We start from the raw sequence: 17,296 nt of genomic DNA, 5'->3' as shown, positions 1-17,296 counted from the left end.
TCGTACAATCAGGCTGCTTTCACCTTACCCTACCGTTTGTCAGGCGGGCTGACCCAGCATTTTGAGCATGCTGACATGCGATTTCAGTGCCTCTATAAAATTAGGCTTCACATTATAATCAAGCTGAAAGTCTTCTGCAGTCTGCTTTACAATGTGCGCAATCTTAGGATAGTGCACATGGCAGATATTAGGGAAGAGGTGGTGCTCAATCTGAAAATTAAGCCCGCCGATGTACCAATTGAGAAAACGGTTGTTAGGCGCAAAATCAGCCGTGGTCTGAAGTTCGTGGACAGCCCAGGCATTTTCAATATTTCCTTCAGTATCAGGTATAGGTTGGTTTGCGCCTTCCACGACATGGGCCATCTGGAAAATGACGCTGAGGATAAAACCAGCAGTGAGGTGCATTACCACAAAGCCGATCAATACTTGCCACCAAAGCAGAGAAGTGAGCAGTATGGGTAAGCCAATAACAAAAAACAGATATAGTACCTTTGATGCAAGCAGTTTGCTGTACTCATTGTTAATGTTGAACTTTTGTTTTCGGATAAGCCCCTGCTTATGATACCTAAGCATTTTGAAAAAATCATTAACAAGCATCAACAGTGTCATCAGGCCATATAAAAAGAAGACATATATATGCTGATAGTGGTGGTATTTTTTTAAAGGCGATTGTTTGGACAGGCGAATGACTACTTTCGTACTGATGTCCTCATCTACACCATGTATATTGGTATAGGTATGGTGCAATACATTGTGCTGTATTTTCCAGACATCTGCATTGGCGCCCAGCAGGTAAATGCTGTTGCCCATCAGTTTGTTGACAAAGGTGTTTTTGGAATACGAACCATGCAGGGCATCGTGCATTACGGTCATCCCCACCCCTGCCTTGCTAATACCCATCAGTAAAGCAAAGGGTAGCAACAACCAGGCATTGAGAGGAAGTATCAGGATAGCGAGGTACGATAAAATATACAATCCTAATAAAATAGCGGTTTTGATAATCATTTCATGATTGCCAAAGGGAGAAATGTTATTTTCTTTGAAATAAGCATTCACCCTTTGTCTAAGCGTAGGAAAAAACCTGGATTGGTCTTTATTGATGAATTTAATAGCGGATTTCATAACGAAGTAAATGTGTAATAAAACGAATAAGCGGTATGATTCTGGATTTATGGGTAAAAAATGACTTTTTAAGTCTTCATCCCAAGCCTTTTCCTTTAAGAAAGGATATCACAAAATGATACTTGCAAAGTTTATTTTTGTCATACTGTAACTGTTGTAATGGCCAAATTATCAAGCATAAGTATCTTGTAAGATGTGCATTTACTGCCAGAAAGGTCTTACATATATTTATAGAAAATTTACATCATTCCCACATTAAATGATAATAGCCCCCGGACCTTCCTAATGGAGATTAATTGTTGTACATTACTTAAATCAGCACAATCCAAGTAAATACTGCCCAAATGAACGGTACACCGAAAGAAAAGAAGCGTCAGCATATTATCGCTATTGGGGCTTCTGCAGGAGGGATGGAAGAAATCCATACTTTTTTTGACCATACGCCCCTGGACGAAGTTTCTTATGTCATTGTCCAGCATCTGTCCCCTGATTTTAAAAGCAGAATGGCCGAATTGCTGGCCAAACACAGCAAATTGAAGATCTGCGAAGTGGAAGATGAAATGAAAGTGGAGAAAAACCAGGTATACATGATACCTAACAATATGTACATGACCATCCGTGAAGGCAAATTGCGTCTGGTAAAGAAGCAGCCCAGAGACGCTCCTCATATGACGATCAATACCTTCTTTCACTCCCTTGCTGAGGATGTGGGTGATAAAGCGATTGGTATCATTTTGTCCGGTACGGGCAATGATGGTAGTATCGGGATTGAATCTATTCATCAGGCAGGAGGGATGGTACTGGCCCAGGACCCTGCTTCCGCCAAATTTGACGGCATGCCTTCTTCTGCCATATCCACCGGATTTGTAGATGCCGTACTACCTACTGAAGCCATGCCCAGTCTGATAGAAAATTATGTGAAAAATCTAGCCTGGAAGCTAGAGATTGATGCACTTACTGAAGAGGAGGAGGAAGTTCCGATTGCAGCTATTCTTAACCTGATCCAGGACCAGTTGCCTCTTGATTTTTCAAGTTACAAACGCCCTACGATTATGAGGAGGATCAAGCGGCGAATGGTGTATAGTAATTTTACGAATCTGAACAAGTATTTTACTTTTCTCCATGACAAGCCGGATGAGCTGGAATTGCTGGCTAAGGATTTTATGATCGGGGTGACGCAATTCTTCAGAGATAATGATGCTTTTGAAAAATTAGAAAAAGACATCATTCCGGAAATCGTTCAAAACCATAATCCCGAATATGGCATAAAAATATGGGTAGCGGGCTGTGCTACAGGAGAAGAAGCCTATTCACTGGCGATACTGCTCAGCGAGTACCTGCACCGCACAGATCAGCAGATAGAAGTCAGGATATTTGCCACCGATATCGATAGGGCCGCACTTAAACATGCATCGCGGGGAGTGTATCCTGAGAATATCGCCAAAGATATATCGCAAGAGAGGCTGCAACAATATTTTGTGAGGGAAGGGGAGGGCTACAAAGTCAAACAGGAGATTCGAAGGATGCTGATTTTTTCGCAACATGATGTCACTAAAAATCCTCCCTATTGCAAAATAGACCTGATCAGTTGCCGTAATCTTTTGATTTATCTGAATCCTGTCCTGCAAAAGAAAGTATTCTCAAGGTTCCATTTCGGGCTCAAAGTAGGAGGCTATCTGTTTCTGGGCGCCAGCGAAAATACCCATGTTCACGGCCGTGATTTTGTAGAAACAGACAAGAAAAACAAGATCTTCCAAAAAGTGAAAGCTGACCGGACTACTCAGTTCGACTCCTACATCATGCTACATGAAGAAATCAAGACCGTTGATATGCCCGCTGCCCGGCAAGCCCGGGCCCAGCACAATACAGAACTGATTGAAAATATTAATGAATGGGTGTGGAATGAATGCGGGTTGACCGGGGTATGTGTGGATGAAAATCTCAATATCGTAGAGTCCTTTGGCGATTTAAGCCCATACTTATTTCAGAAAATGTTCACCTTTAATTTACACGAACTACTCCCCGAACAGCTTAAGGTAGCCGTGGGGAATGCCATATCAAAATCTATGAAGGGCAATGAACCCGTATTCATCAAACAGATTCCTGTAGAGAAGGAGCAGCGAGTGTTTTATGTCAACCTGCATGTAAAGCCGCTGATACTGCGAAGAACCTCACAAAAATTGACCATGCTGCTATTGAGTGAAGAGAAAAGCGAGCAGATTCCCGAAACTGCTTATGAAGTTTATGAGCCTGAGCAGTACACCCGGGCTTATGTGGAAGATCTGGAGGAAGAGCTTAAAGAGATGAAGGAAAAATTACAGGCGGCTCTTGATCATCAGGAAGCCACCAACGAAAATATGCAATCTTTTAATGAAGAGTTACTCTCCGCCAACGAAGAGCTACAGAGTGCCAACGAGGAACAGGAATCGGTGAATGAGGAGATGCAAACCATCAACAGTGAACACCTGTCAACTATCAGGGAATTGTCTTTGCTCAATGATGATCTGGATAATTATTTCCGCAGCAATATCAATGGTCAGTTGTATGTGGATAATGAACTGCTGCTGAAAAAGTTTTCGCCCAAGGCTTTTGAGCTGATTAACCTCAGAGATAGTGATTTAGGGAGGCCCATCAATAATATCACCACCAACATTAAGTTTGAAACGCTGACGGAGGATATCAAAAAAGTAATCAGTGAAGGGGATATTATTGTCAAAGAAGTACAATCTACCCAGAATAAATGGTATCAGGTCACTACCATGCCCTATATCCGGCAGGCAAACCACCAACAGGACGGTGCCATCATCACTTTTAATGATATTACCGATTTGAAAAGAGGGCAAAGCGAACTTGACGAGATCAACAAAAGTCTGATGAAGACCAACGCAGACCTTGACAATTTTGTGTATACCGCTTCGCACGACCTTATGAGCCCTTTGTCAAGTATAGAAGGGCTGATCAGTCTGCTTTTGGAAAGAATAGATACCAGTGAGCCTGAAAATACAAAACTAAGCAAACTCATCTTTACCTGTATCAACAAATTTAAAGCGGTGATCAAGGACCTGGGGGAAATCGGTAAAGCAGAAAGTGAAAAGGATAGAATCTGGGATAGCATACGTTTCGAGGAACTCCTGGAAGATCTCAGGTTAAGCATGTTGGATAAGGTCACTTCTACCAATACTACATTGCTTACCGATTTTAAGGTTGAAGAAATTCAGTTTTCCAGAAAGAACCTGAGAAGCTTACTCTATAATCTGTTCAGCAATGCGATTAAGTATAAATCGCCGGAACGTGATCCTGAAATCAGAATAAGTACTGAAATGCAACAAGGCTTATTGGCTTTGACAGTAAGCGATAATGGGATGGGAATAAAGTCAGATCAACTGGACAGTATCTTTACCCTATACCAGCGCCTGGGCCAGCAGGTAGAAGGGCAGGGCATTGGCTTATATCTGGTCAAAAAAATCATGGATGCTTCCGGAGGAAGCGTTAAGGTTACAAGTGAATATGGTAAGGGAACCACATTTGCATTATTTTTTAAGCAATAAACTCGAATGAACCAATCTCAAAGCAAAGCATGTTGCACTGCTGAGGGTCATCATTCTTTTTTCCGACCTTTTTTATACTTAATCATTTTACCTTCCACTTTTTCACCTCCTGAACTATGAAAATTGCCTATATCTCCACTTTTTTGCCTCGGGAATGCGGTATTGCCACCTTTAATGATAATGTGGAAAGAGCCATCCATGCAAACTTCCCTGACCAGACTCCTGCCGATAGAGGTTTTGGCGTCGCCATCAACGATTCAGATGACCTGCAAACGTATGATTATCCTGATCATATCAAGTTTGTTATCCGGCAAAATTATCAGAAAGACTATATTCAAGCGGCAAATTACATCAATACCAGCGATGTACAGGCGGTGGTGATGGAACACGAGTTTGGGATTTATGGCGGTGAGAGTGGCGTGTATATTTTACCGATGCTCCATCGTCTGGAAAAACCTCTGTTTTCCATACTGCATACCGTGCTCAGAGAACCTTCCCACACGCAGAAACTCATCGTGCAGGAAATTGCCGAACGCTCAGCCAAAGTAGTAGTGATGAGCCAACGTGGAAAAGCGTTTCTGTCTGACATTTATGATATTGCCCCTGATAAAATACAATACATTGAACATGGAGTTCCTGACCTGGAAGCTTCCATGGCTAATCCATTGAAAAAGGTATCTCCTTTCCGTAAGCACCGGGTGATGCTTACTTTCGGTTTGCTCAGCCGCAACAAGGGGTTAGAAACTGTGATCAGCGCTTTACCTAAAATTGTAAAACAGCATCCCGATGTCATGTACGTGGTGCTGGGCAAGACCCACCCAGGCATATTACGCAATTCAGGAGAAGAATACCGTGACCATTTGAAGCGTCTGGCAGTCCGCTTAAATGTAGACAAACACCTGACCTTCATTAATAAATTTGTGTCGGAAGCAGAGCTGATGAATTACCTGACTGCAGCCCATATTTATGTCACACCCTATCTCAATGAAGCACAAATCACCAGCGGTACTTTGTCTTACGCGGTAGGCGCCGGAGCCGCAGTCGTCTCTACGCCCTATTGGCATGCACTTGAACTGTTGGACGATGAGAGAGGATGTTTATTCAATTTTAAGGATCACGAGATGCTGGCTGAAACCGTCAATGAATTGCTGAATCAACCTGACAAACTGAATCAACTGAAGCAGAATGCGTACGACTATGGCTTACATTTGCGCTGGCCCAAAATAGGTGCTGACTATATCCGGACGATGTATGAAGTTATTGAGAAGCAGACATTTACTGAAAAAGACCTGCTCCAGATCATAGATCCGGAAAGAATTCCTGAATTCAGCCTAGCCCATGTATGCAGGCTTACTGATGATACTGGTATCGTGCAACATGCCAAGTACGGGATTCCCAACCTTAAAGAAGGCTATTGCCTGGATGACAATGCCCGGGCTTTGATCATGGCACTCATGGCTTACCAGCGTAATAAAAGCAAAGAAGCACTGGAGCTCTTGCCTATTTACCTCAGTTTTATCCACTACATGCAATGTGATGATGGTAACTTTCGCAATTTTTTGAGCTTCAGGCGGGAATACCTGGATGAAGTGGGATCAGAGGATTCTTTTGGCCGTACCGTGTGGTCACTAGGTTATCTTGTCAGCTGTGCGCCGAATAACTCTTACCGTGAATTTGCAGGTGAATTGTTTTTCCGTTCAGTAGCTCACTTCAAACATCTGCATCATTTGCGGGGGATGGCCAATACCATCATTGGCATCAGTTATTATCTGAAAACACATCCTGAAGATGACATGCTGCTCCATGAACTTACGCAACTTACCAAACCTTTGATAGAGGCTTATGAGCAGCATTATAGCAAAGACTGGCATTGGTTTGAAGAAAAACTGACCTATGACAACGCAATATTGCCTCTGGCCCTGCTTCACTCTTACGAAATCACCGGAGATGAAAAAGTGAAGGCGATAGCAATGGAATCCCTGGCTTTTTTGGACCAATTAACGTTAACCAATGGCTTTCTCAGCCCGGTGGGTAACCACGGATGGTATCAGCGTGGACAGCAGATGCCTGTCTTTGATCAGCAAGCCATTGAAACCATGGCAATGGTACTGATGTATTTTCAGGCTTATCGAATTTCCCATCAGCCTGAACTCATAGAAAAAATGTTCATCAGTTACCAATGGTTTTTGGGCGAAAATGTCCTGCGTGTGCCCTTGTACGACCATGAAACCAAAGGCTGCTGTGATGGTTTGCAGGAAACGGCGCTCAACCGGAACCAGGGAGCAGAAAGCACGCTTGCCTATCTGATTTCTCACCTTACAGTACTGAAGGCATTGGAACTCGAGTACGAATATAATCCTACAAGCCAGGATCTGGAACCTGTTTTATGAAAGTAGCTGTATTAGCCCCTATCGCCTGGCGTACTCCGCCCCAGCATTATGGCCCCTGGGAACAGATGGCTTCTAATGTCACGGAAGGACTGGTAGTAGCAGGTGTTGAGGTAACACTCTTTGCCACGGCAGACTCTGTTACACAGGCTAAACTGGAGGCAGTGGTGGATAAAGGATATGAAGAAGATAAAACTCTGGATGCCAAGGTGATAGAATGTCTGCATATCAGCCATCTGATGGAAAGAGCAGATGAGTTTGATATCATACACAATCATTTTGACTTTTTACCACTTAGTTATTCACGGCTTATCTCTACCCCCGTGCTGACGACCATTCATGGGTTTTCTTCTCCAAAAATCATCCCGGTCTTTCAAAAATACAATGCTACTAGCCATTACGTTTCTATCAGCAACAGTGACCGTAGTGCAGCACTTAAGTATCTGGCAACAGTATACAATGGTATAAGGACAAAGGATTTTACTTTTACAGCACATGCGGAAGATTACCTGCTCTTTTTCGGGCGCATCCACCCGGATAAGGGTACAGCAGAAGCCATCCAGATTGCCCGGCAAAGCAAGAAGCAGTTACTGATCGCCGGTATCATCCAGGACCAGGCGTATTTTGATGCAGAAGTGAAGCCTTTTTTAGGGGATCAGATTGTATTTTTAGGCGCTGCCGGCCCGGAGCAGAGAAACGAACTTTTAGGCAAAGCCAGCGCTTTGCTGCACCCCATTCGCTTTGACGAGCCTTTCGGTCTGAGCGTAGCGGAAGCCATGCTCTGCGGCACTCCGCTTATTGCTTTTGACAGAGGCTCTATGCCGGAATTGATCCAACATGAGCAGACAGGGTTTTTGGTAAATGATGTAGATGAAGCAGTGACAGCCCTTGACCACATCAAGCGGATCAGCCGCCTGCATTGTCACGAATGGGCCTTATCCCAATTCTCACAGGAAAAAATGGTGCGTGATTATTTAGCGCTCTATCAGCATATTCTACAGTGAAGGAGTTTTGTTGTATAGCTTGTCCAGTAAAGCATTAAGATCCACCGTGGCAAAGGAAGAACAGTAGTCGGAAAGTCCATAAGGAATGATTAGTTGACCATTGTGGACAATGGAACCGCATGAATACAGAACGTTGGGTACATAACCTTCTCTTTCATCCTTATTAGGAATCAATAAGGGTTCATCCAAATGTCCTATTTCTATGGTGGGGTCATCCAGTTGTAAGAGGCTGGCCCCTATACAATACTGCCGCATGGGACCCACGCCGTGGGTAATCATCAGCCAACCAAACTCCGTCTCTATGGGTGAGCCACAGTTACCTACCTGAATAAATTCCCAGGGATATTTAGGTGCCTGTATCCTGACAGGGTTTTCCCAAAGGTTAATATTATCCGAGTACATGATGTAGTTGTTCCAGCCATCATTGCGGGAAGCCATCACAAACTTGCCATTGATCTTACGGGGAAAAAGGGCAAAGTTTTTATTCTGGGTACCGGCACCATAGAGGGGCATGATCTTAAAATTGTAAAAATCATGCGTTTTCAACATTTTAGGGACAATCGTTTCTCCATCATAAGCAGTGTAAGTAGCAAAATATACCAAACTACCATCATCTTCGGTAAATCGCACAAAACGGGCATCTTCAATCCCTTTGCGCTCAAATTCGGAGATAGGAAAAATCACCCGGTCGGATATATCGGTATCTAATGAAAAAGTGATTTCATAATAGGAGTCAGCCAGCCACAATACTTTTTCGTACTCTCTTTTGATTTTCTCATCACCCTGTTTCTTTTTCAAATTCACAATAAGCTTTTTGAGCAAGTTGTAGTCAAAGTGCTCTTCCAACTGATCACCTACTTCTTTTAATACCTCTTTATCTATTTGTCCGCTAAAGGCATTGTCAAAAAACACATCCTTTTCATAAGCTGCGCTATGGATGATATCCGCCTCATCCACATGGTTACCTACCGGGTCTACACTGATGTTATTATCTTTATCCAGTAAGGCCCTGCGAAAGGCGATAGAAGAGATGTGCCCTTCACCTACAGCCCGGAAACTGATGATGATCCGTTTTTGTCCCTCTTCCAGTTCCGTCTGGTCAGGATCTTCTACTATGGAAGGGTTAAAAAAGGCGGCTGATTCTATAGAATATTCATGGGTGAAAAAAGAGCCGATCAGTAATTTACGATACGTATCCAACTGATCGTAATCTATGTCCAGTTCTGCAAAAAGATGCTTCAATCGGCTACAATGTCGGTTCAATACTTTGGTGATATTACGATGCCTTCTGGAATATTCCTGGAGGATGGGCGAGATGATCCCAAAGACTTCCTTACTGCTGATTTCCATCACTCTTTCAATTACCTGTTTTGCTCGCTCCTCTCCATTAAAGAAGTAGCGGGCGATTACACGTTTGGAATCAGGATATACTTTGGTGGGTTTTCGTTCAATGGAAAGTCTCATAGAGAAACAGGATAGTTTTTGTTGAAAGTGATTTGTTCAAGAGCAGGCATAAGGGAAAGCTTTGTGTAAAGCTACATTTATTATGCTACCAATGAAGCTTTGTTGTAGCAGGATATGTAAATAAATAATGAGATGCACAAAAAGTGCATCTCACCAGCGGCTTATTTGATAGCCTCAAAACATACTTATCACGAACATTACTTGGTTTAATAAAAGAACCTATAACCCACCGTAGTCTGTATCCAGGTGTTCTTGTAACGAGGGGTAGTATTTGACCCTTCTCCATTGTTATTGGAGATATCCCAACCCACTCTGGCCCCTACAACAATATGCTCCAGGTTGATATCAACTCCTGCCAGGAAAGCCAAAGTATTCTTTCTGATATTATCATTGATAAATTCTTCCTCCTGTTCAATACTCGAGCTGGCATTTTCAAATTCATATTTCTGCTTCATTAGGTATGAGTATTGAGGGCCAGCCAGTAGGGTCAGAAAACCTACGGGCTTTACAGCAAATAACAGGGGGACATCAATGTAGGTAGTGGTACGGGTAAGATCATAAGAGCTTCCGAACAAATTACCTTTTGCTTTGAACCCTTTCTGCGCAATCAATATCTCAGGTTGCACGCCTATGTATTTTCCTATAGGAATAGCCAGAAACGCTCCTGCGACCAGGCCGAATTTACCACTGGCATCAAACTCCTCCCCTTGGGTATCATATACGTTAGAATAATTTGTACCTGCTTTCAATCCAAATAAAATTCTCTCACGCATTCCCTCTTCCTGCGCATTGCTTTGGTAGACGATGAAAATCATCGCCACGAACATGAATATTATCTTTTTCATTTTTTTGATGTTAATACTGTGAAGTCTGTCTCTTGTCATTTCTGATTTTCAGGCTATTGTACATTGATTTCAGTTGAATCATTCAATGTTTTTTTCATGGCATCAATGTCCTGATTCAATTCGGCTTTGAATGCTCTCCAGCTTTCTTCACCCTTATCCTGAAAACTATCAATTTTCATTTTCATTACACTTTGTTGTTGTTTCAGTGAGTCAATTGTCTGCTGATTTTCGGTGCTTAGGTCAGCCATCATTACTGTTTGAAACATCACGCTATCCTGATTATAGACAGAAAGGTTTTCAGCTTTGGTATTTCTATAATCTCCAATAATCGCCTGGTAATCATCATTTGCCCCGGCTTTATCCAATTGTTGCTCTTGTGTAGTGTCAGCTTTTGGTACAGTAGTACTACAATTGGTAAACAGGGCAGCGGCCATCAATGCGGATAATGCCAGTAGTAAAGTTGGTTTTCCTGTTTTTCTCTCCGGAATGGGTTGCAGTTGCATTTTTCTGGATGGGAAGTTCGCAAACACCTGTCCAAGCAAGTTTCTTACCCTTATTTTTACCTCTTCAATCTTGCGCCCTATCCCGTAAGACTTTGAGGAGAATTTGCCGTGTTTCTGTTGATTGTCTTTACACGCTGTTTTAAATTTGTTTATGTTTCTCATAATTTTGTTTGTGGATTAATTTTCCACATATCAAAGGTGTCTATAATCAGTCTGTAAAGTGTTACATAAGTTTGGAAAGAAGTTACATCAATCACATACAGGAAGAGAAGGTAGTGAGGAGAGGGATATCTCAGTTTAGTTTTTTTGGCCTGGAGATGAAAAAGCGCCTGTCAAAGAAACAAGCGTTTTGGTTGATCTTCTTATTACTTCAATGATATGATTCTACTGCTGGCAGGATAATCTCTAGAAACACTATAGGTCAATGCTTGATTAATAACCAACTTTGGCAAAAATTTTTATAGAAATTAATACACCATCTGCCTCTGACTACATAGATACTTTTGATCTTTCCTGGTTCAGATAAGGGTATATCAAAGTTAGCCTGGCTCTTTGCAAAGAGTCAGGCGGTTGCTGTAAAAGCATCTTCTAATAATGCTGCAATTCTTCTAAAAGCAAATCTAAATCTGACCGGCTCATTTTAATTCTGACGGCAAGTTTGATAAGCATTTTCTCTTTTTTTCCTTCAATAAAAGTAAAATCCTTTTCTTTTAGATAAGGATACCTCCATTTGAGCATCACTGTAAGTTCTCTCCAGCTACGGTTCATATTCAGTCTTGAAAAAAAATTTATATACTTCTGCTACTCCCGGCTCAGTGCCTTAATGCACCTGATTGGTGCTCTTTAGAGGTTAGTTCTCTTTCAAAAAGAGCCAGTTCATTGCGTTCTGGATGATCAGGGAAGCCGCAATAGTAAATCCTATCTACATATCGTCTGATCAAGAGTCTCTCTGAAGGGTCTTTAATCGCAAAAACTTCCTGCCCTTCCTGATATTTATTGTCTACAATATTTTTCTTCATCTTTGTTCTGTTTGAGTAAGTTGTGACTACACAAGTACGCTAACCTTTGCTTTGATTATCTGTAAAAAAGAATGGTTTGGCTAATGAAGCTCCTCTTTCATTAAAGGCATTTCATTCAAGACTTCATCAATAATGTTTTTTGGAAGTATCTAGCTTAAGAGCACTTCATCATACCCACTTTTGATGATGGTAGATATCATTTTGAACCTAACATTGGCCTTGATGGTATTGGGCGAATGCGCCGGAATGATGATGGACTGGCCTGTTTCCAGACTGTTGGATTTACCATCAAGGATAACTTCTCCTTTTCCATCAATCACCTGTATGAAGGTATCAAAAGGAGATGTTTTTTCCGTCAATGCCTCACCGGAATCAAAGGAAACTGCCGTGACATTGCCCGTCGTCTTTTTTATGATTGTTTTTATGACCACCGAATTGGGAATGTATTCAATGATTTCAACAATGATGAAGACTTTTGCTTTTTCAATTTCAGGATTTTCCAATAGCGTGATAATTTGACGAATGGGCTTTAAAAAAAGGACAGGCCTTTAAGTTCCTGCCTTTTTCGTTGTAACTGAATTAAATGTATTCGTATTATCTTCTAAATACTACGTTTTCCAATTAATCCAACCTATTGTTGTACTTAACTAATACTGTCTTTAGTTGATACTGATCAGAACGTTTTCTCGCATATTATAAGGCTTATTTACATCCTGCTTCAGGGTTTTATTCCCCCTCCTTTTATCAAGGATCTGTAGCTCATCTGTAATTCTTAAAAAGCTTTCTTTCAACCATTTTGGCTGATTTTTATCATTTTCGGGCGTATTAACAATTTCAGTTCTCTTATTATATGTTATTTCCATAGTTTGTTAAGCTTTTTAGGTTTAATTCAAATCATTAGGTTAAAGGTGGGCTTATTTTAATTACCGAACATTACATATAGATGAATAAAGATTACATAAATCATAGGTCTTCCAGATTCCGCTTACGTTTTTGCTTAAGACTTTTATAAAAAGAAGGTGTGAGACCAGTCACTTTCTTGAATTGATTGGATAAATGGGCCACGCTACTATAGTTCAGTTTGTAAGAAATCTCCGTAAGGTTTAGCTCATCATATAATAGAAGTTCTTTTACCCTTTCAATCTTATGCATGATGATAAACTGCTGAATTGTAATGCCCTTAACCTCTGAAAAAATATTGGCGAGATAGGTATAGTCATAATTTAATTTTTCACTGATATAATCAGAATAATTAATATTGGGTAATTCATCTGAATAATGAACCATCTCTATGATCACATTTTTGATTTTCTCAATCAGGATGCTCTTTTTATCATCCAGTAATTCTAAACCTGACTTCAGAAGGTTTTCTTTCAGTTGTTCACGCTGCTCCTGGGTGATATCTTCCAGAATCTCAACCATACCTAAATCTACAATTACATAATGTAGACCGAGCTTTAGTAATTCTTCTTTCACCAGCATTTTACATCGCAGACTAACCATATATTTAATGTAAAGCTTCATGATATAATTTTCTCCCGTGAATAGATATAATACTGCCTTAGTAAGATTAGCTTTTTGTTGTTTATGAGAAGATGAATTTTATAGGATTGCAACAACCATTGTAAACCAATTCAAAAAATATAAGAAATATCAAAAAGTACTGATCTAAAATGCCTACTCTTATAAAGCCTGAGTTTGTAATAAAGTTCTGGATTAGAGTCCTTTATTTAGGAGGAGCCCAAACATATCAATTGTTAATTTCATGAGTGCCCGCTACTATATGAGTTTGCAATGCAAGCTTCTCGTCAGTAAAGTCATTATTATGGGTATGAGTCTTCAATACGTACAGTTATAAAAGCCTATCACAGTGACTAAGATCTGGAGTTAAAAAGAACAAAGGGTTCGAGAGTCCAGAGTCCACTACTCTAAGCAAGTGCCTAAATAGATAAATCATTTTAACTATAGGATAGTAAATTATCGCTTACCCTAGCTTATCAAAAATCACTAAAACAATACAAAATATTCGGTGACCATGTCATTTTATGATTCATAAGTATTTGATAATCAGAATTATAAGATTTAAGTTCAGGAGCCTCCGGCTCCACAAAAGGACTGCAAATGACTTCAAACCCCTTCAGGTTTTTTCCTGGAGGGGGTTTTTTAATATATACACTTCATCACAATCACAGGAGAGGCTTTCTATTCTTTCAATAAACAAGTTTACCAAACTACTACTAATTGAAGTCAGATTTTCAGATGTCAAATTTACTCGTACTCTGCACCTTTTTGTGGTTACTATTCTACCGGTAAAAGAGACTTTCCTCCTAACCTTTCCCTAAACACAGGCAGTAGCTTTATATCATCAGTGAACCCCAAATCCCTCTCACTATGAAAAAGCTACTTTTATTAGTACCCCTCAGTATATGGGCAGGAAATATTGTTTTTCTCAGCCTACTATCAAAGTCTGTAATAGTAAAGACTCACTAGAAACGCTCAAGCAAATATCACAATATCTAGACTACCTTGGTATAAGGGAAAAAGTCTATTTACATGTGAAATTTTCTGTTTACATAGCAGGCGATCTGGATGAAATAACCTACCTCACAAAATCTGTTGATGCAGGAAAATTGGTAAGTGTATTCATGGTACGAGTAGATGCTCGCTTAAATGAAAAAAAGCAGAGACTGGTACTTGCTCACGAAATGATTCACATCAAACAATATGTAAAAGGAGAGTTGAAAGTACTTGACGAAAATAATGTGTTCTGGAAAGGAAAGAAATACTATGGTAATGACTTTTATTCACAAAAGACGCCCTGGGAATCTGAAGCCTACCGCTTTGATGGGCAATTGGCAAATGATATAAAAGAGAAACCATCCGTGCACCAAATGCCTCTGGCTTCAAACAATCGCCCATAGCCTGAGGAGGCGATACATGTTATCCATACTGACGCTTATATAATTTGTCAATTATAGCTTGTTACCAATTTACCAGCAATTGAAATAGGATTACCATCATTTAGATAGACTTTTAAATAGCTTTATTTTATTAAAGTAGGATATTCAATCATGAAAGCTTGAAGTAAATCACCTAGCATGCTCATGTTTTTTTAATAAAAAAAATGCTACCTTATATCTATACATTACTGTCAGTTTTCAAGAAGGCATCCCCTCTTTTCAAACAAGCTAGCCTTCTAACCATAGCAATGTATAACCCCAAAAAAGAGATTATACTGCATTCATAAGTCGCTTCACTTTTGCTGATTACCTGATTGCAGTTCTAGATAAGCATGCATTAACTTTCACCTAACCACAAGGCTCATGAAAACTAGGCTAATAGTTACCCCGCTTATTTTTCTATGGTTATACCTATTTTCAGTAACTGGCTATGGGCAGGATAAGGAATTTTACTTTGAACATATCACTACTGAAGATGGCCTTTCCCATAATAGCGTACAGAGTATTTACCAGGATAGGGAGGGTTTTATGTGGTTTGGTACCGCGGAGGGTTTAAATAAATATGATGGTTATGACTTTACCGTTTATAGACCAGACCCTAACAATCCTGAGCATTCCTTGACACATAATGTTCCAAGAGATATATACGAAGATAATAAAGGGCGTCTTTGGATCGCTACTTTTGGTGGAGGATTAAATCTAATAGATAAGCAAAGCGGAATGGTGAAATCATTCAATGTCAATCCTACCAACATTCCCGAGTGGAATGTTTTTTTCAGTATTTTTGAAGATCAAGAAGGTATGCTATGGTTAGGCAACGGACTCGGTGTTGTACAATTTGACCCTGTAAGAGAAGAGTTTACTCTGCTTGAATATAAGGGATTTTTTTTCGCAGATATCATAGAAGATGCCAGTCATAGATTATGGGCAGCGGGGAGAGGAGGATTATATCAACTGGATCGCCAATCTGGTATTTTCACCCCAATTCCTGTCGATACTGGCCTTAATAAGCAACCAGATTGTAGCAAGCTTTATTTAGATCAGGATGGACTTCTATGGATCGGAACCAATGGAGAAGGTATTTTTAAGCTGGATACGCAGCAAGATACTGTTACGGTCACTAAAGTTAAGCTAAAGGGTGTTGATACTAATCCCTCCTTATTCAATCGTATTATTGAAGGTGGAAACGGTTATCTCTGGATAGCCAGTGCAAATGGACTTTACCGGTTTAACAAAGAAACCAGCGAAACGCTTAATATTACGACAAATCAGCAAGTGCCGGGTAGCTTGAGCCATTATTATATTGGTGATGTCTTTAAAGACCGAGATGGTAACATTTGGGTTGGGACTGAAAACGGGTTAAATATTCTAAGGCATCATACTAAAAAATTTAATGTTTATCAGCTAAGCCCTGCTTTACCTTCTCAACCTCTTTTTGAGAATAATATCAATAGATTGCTGCAAGATCATACCGGTAAGATTTGGCTGTCAAGTTCAGGAAGCATAGCTTCAGGAGGAAATTACGTAAAGGGCTTATACAGTTTTGATAGAAAAACTCATCAATTTCAGCATTATTCCGCTGCAGTTTCAAACTCTGATAGTCTGACGAGCAATGATGTAACAGCGTTATACATCGACAAAAAAAAGCGCCTCTGGGTAGGTACCATTGAAGCGCTTCATTTGTATGATAGCACCTCCAATAGCTTTAAGCGATTCTATACAGAAATTCCAGTTTGGCATATCCATGAAGATCCTGCCGGTAAAATATGGATCGCAGGTAACGGCTTCGGTAAGGATGGAGAATTTGTATCCCACGGTGGCTTTGCTACATTTAATCCCGAACAAGAAAAATTCGGGTACTATTTTTATGACCCTGAAGATACTATTGGCTTGAAATCACATTGTGTTTCCGGTCTTACTATAAGTGATGATGGTAATATATGGGTCGGATCTTTTTCTCATGGTTTTTTGAGTTTTGACCCAAAAACAGATAGTTACACACATTATTTGGCCAGTGCTAGGGCTAAACAAGGTGAACTTAATGATAAAGATGTAGAAGTACTTTATGAAGACGAGCGGGGAACTCTTTGGGTGGGTACCAACCAAGGTGGATTGCATAAGTTTGATCCACTAAATGAAACGTTTACCTTTTATACCATAGAAGATGGGTTAGCCAGTAATCATATCGTAAGCATTATAGCTGATGAGCATGAAAGATTATGGATAGGGACCAATCAGGGGTTAAGTTGTTTTGATCCTACTACTGAGAAGTTTAAAAGTTATAACACTAGCGATGGGCTTCCAAGTGATGTGTTTAGTTATAATAGTGCTTATGCCATTGATGGTGAACTCCTATTTGGCACTGATAATGGCTTCGTGATTTTTGATCCGGATAGCATTCAGGATAATACCACTATGCCACCCGTCTACATCACCGGCTTTCA

Annotated in this window: 14 protein-coding genes; 5 read left to right on the top strand and 9 right to left on the bottom strand. The window is 40.4% G+C overall.

Features of this window, described 5'->3' with window-relative positions; translation table 11 throughout:
• Positions 1-39 precede the first annotated feature (39 nt).
• Positions 40-1,122, bottom strand: a complete 1,083-nt coding sequence (locus tag WJR50_RS31575) for a fatty acid desaturase family protein (RefSeq protein ID WP_341297332.1) — start codon at positions 1,120-1,122, stop codon at positions 40-42.
• Between the two features lie 344 nt (positions 1,123-1,466).
• Between WJR50_RS31575 and WJR50_RS31570 the strand changes: the two genes are divergently transcribed.
• The 3 genes from WJR50_RS31570 to WJR50_RS31560 all read left to right on the top strand — a co-directional run bounded on the left by WJR50_RS31570 (position 1,467) and on the right by WJR50_RS31560 (position 8,061).
• Positions 1,467-4,670 carry a chemotaxis protein CheB gene (locus WJR50_RS31570; protein WP_341297331.1) on the top strand — a complete coding sequence of 1,068 codons (3,204 nt, stop codon included), beginning with the start codon at positions 1,467-1,469 and terminating at the stop codon, positions 4,668-4,670.
• A 116-nt stretch (positions 4,671-4,786) separates the two neighbouring features.
• Positions 4,787-7,060: a glycosyltransferase family 4 protein gene (locus WJR50_RS31565; RefSeq protein WP_341297330.1), complete on the top strand. Its 2,274-nt coding sequence runs from the start codon at positions 4,787-4,789 to the stop codon at positions 7,058-7,060.
• The gene (locus tag WJR50_RS31560; protein ID WP_341297329.1) at positions 7,057-8,061 is read left to right on the top strand and encodes a glycosyltransferase family 4 protein; all 1,005 of its coding nucleotides are present in this window, start codon (positions 7,057-7,059) and stop codon (positions 8,059-8,061) included. The genes WJR50_RS31565 and WJR50_RS31560 overlap by 4 nt, the downstream gene beginning before the upstream one ends.
• Here WJR50_RS31560 and WJR50_RS31555 read toward each other — a convergent pair.
• From WJR50_RS31555 to WJR50_RS31520, 8 genes are all read right to left on the bottom strand, one after another.
• Complete coding sequence (locus tag WJR50_RS31555) at positions 8,053-9,525, bottom strand: glycoside hydrolase family 130 protein (RefSeq protein WP_341297328.1); 1,473 nt, start codon at positions 9,523-9,525, stop codon at positions 8,053-8,055. The genes WJR50_RS31560 and WJR50_RS31555 overlap by 9 nt on opposite strands.
• Positions 9,526-9,731: 206 nt before the next feature.
• Complete coding sequence (locus tag WJR50_RS31550) at positions 9,732-10,370, bottom strand: porin family protein (protein WP_341297327.1); 639 nt, start codon at positions 10,368-10,370, stop codon at positions 9,732-9,734.
• Between the two features lie 53 nt (positions 10,371-10,423).
• On the bottom strand, positions 10,424-11,035 hold the full coding sequence (locus tag WJR50_RS31545) for a hypothetical protein (RefSeq protein ID WP_341297326.1): 612 nt from the start codon (positions 11,033-11,035) through the stop codon (positions 10,424-10,426).
• Positions 11,036-11,461: 426 nt separating this feature from the next.
• Positions 11,462-11,641, bottom strand: a complete 180-nt coding sequence (locus WJR50_RS31540; RefSeq protein ID WP_341297325.1) for a hypothetical protein — start codon at positions 11,639-11,641, stop codon at positions 11,462-11,464.
• Between the two features lie 44 nt (positions 11,642-11,685).
• Positions 11,686-11,892, bottom strand: coding sequence for a hypothetical protein (locus WJR50_RS31535; RefSeq protein ID WP_341297324.1), 207 nt, complete (start codon positions 11,890-11,892; stop codon positions 11,686-11,688).
• Between the two features lie 149 nt (positions 11,893-12,041).
• Positions 12,042-12,395, bottom strand: a complete 354-nt coding sequence (locus WJR50_RS31530) for a cupin domain-containing protein (protein WP_341297323.1) — start codon at positions 12,393-12,395, stop codon at positions 12,042-12,044.
• A gap of 156 nt (positions 12,396-12,551) precedes the next feature.
• On the bottom strand, positions 12,552-12,755 hold the full coding sequence (locus WJR50_RS31525; protein ID WP_341297322.1) for a hypothetical protein: 204 nt from the start codon (positions 12,753-12,755) through the stop codon (positions 12,552-12,554).
• A 100-nt stretch (positions 12,756-12,855) separates the two neighbouring features.
• Positions 12,856-13,416, bottom strand: coding sequence for a helix-turn-helix domain-containing protein (locus tag WJR50_RS31520; RefSeq protein ID WP_341297321.1), 561 nt, complete (start codon positions 13,414-13,416; stop codon positions 12,856-12,858).
• A 1,031-nt stretch (positions 13,417-14,447) separates the two neighbouring features.
• Between WJR50_RS31520 and WJR50_RS31515 the strand changes: the two genes are divergently transcribed.
• Both WJR50_RS31515 and WJR50_RS31510 read left to right on the top strand, forming a co-directional pair.
• Positions 14,448-14,813 (top strand): hypothetical protein, encoded by a 366-nt coding sequence (locus WJR50_RS31515; protein ID WP_341297320.1) that lies wholly within the window; start codon positions 14,448-14,450, stop codon positions 14,811-14,813.
• 402 nt (positions 14,814-15,215) lie between these two features.
• Positions 15,216-17,296: ligand-binding sensor domain-containing protein (locus WJR50_RS31510; RefSeq protein ID WP_341297319.1), on the top strand; the 2,081-nt coding region annotated here is incomplete at its 3' end.

This window comes from Catalinimonas locisalis (genome assembly GCF_038039535.1).
Taxonomy (GTDB): domain Bacteria; phylum Bacteroidota; class Bacteroidia; order Cytophagales; family Cyclobacteriaceae; genus Catalinimonas.
Note: the sequence above shows the minus strand (reverse complement) of the source record. Positions and strands in the feature narration are given on the sequence as shown.

Coding starts and splice junctions, on each gene's coding strand:
- WJR50_RS31535 (WP_341297324.1), bottom strand. CDS start 11,892: ATGAAGAAAAATATTGTAGACAATAAATATCAGGAAGGGCAGGAAGTT.
- WJR50_RS31545 (WP_341297326.1), bottom strand. CDS start 11,035: ATGAGAAACATAAACAAATTTAAAACAGCGTGTAAAGACAATCAACAG.
- WJR50_RS31540 (WP_341297325.1), bottom strand. CDS start 11,641: ATGAACCGTAGCTGGAGAGAACTTACAGTGATGCTCAAATGGAGGTAT.
- WJR50_RS31525 (WP_341297322.1), bottom strand. CDS start 12,755: ATGGAAATAACATATAATAAGAGAACTGAAATTGTTAATACGCCCGAA.
- WJR50_RS31575 (WP_341297332.1), bottom strand. CDS start 1,122: ATGAAATCCGCTATTAAATTCATCAATAAAGACCAATCCAGGTTTTTT.
- WJR50_RS31550 (WP_341297327.1), bottom strand. CDS start 10,370: ATGAAAAAGATAATATTCATGTTCGTGGCGATGATTTTCATCGTCTAC.
- WJR50_RS31570 (WP_341297331.1), top strand. CDS start 1,467: ATGAACGGTACACCGAAAGAAAAGAAGCGTCAGCATATTATCGCTATT.
- WJR50_RS31555 (WP_341297328.1), bottom strand. CDS start 9,525: ATGAGACTTTCCATTGAACGAAAACCCACCAAAGTATATCCTGATTCC.
- WJR50_RS31565 (WP_341297330.1), top strand. CDS start 4,787: ATGAAAATTGCCTATATCTCCACTTTTTTGCCTCGGGAATGCGGTATT.
- WJR50_RS31560 (WP_341297329.1), top strand. CDS start 7,057: ATGAAAGTAGCTGTATTAGCCCCTATCGCCTGGCGTACTCCGCCCCAG.
- WJR50_RS31520 (WP_341297321.1), bottom strand. CDS start 13,416: ATGAAGCTTTACATTAAATATATGGTTAGTCTGCGATGTAAAATGCTG.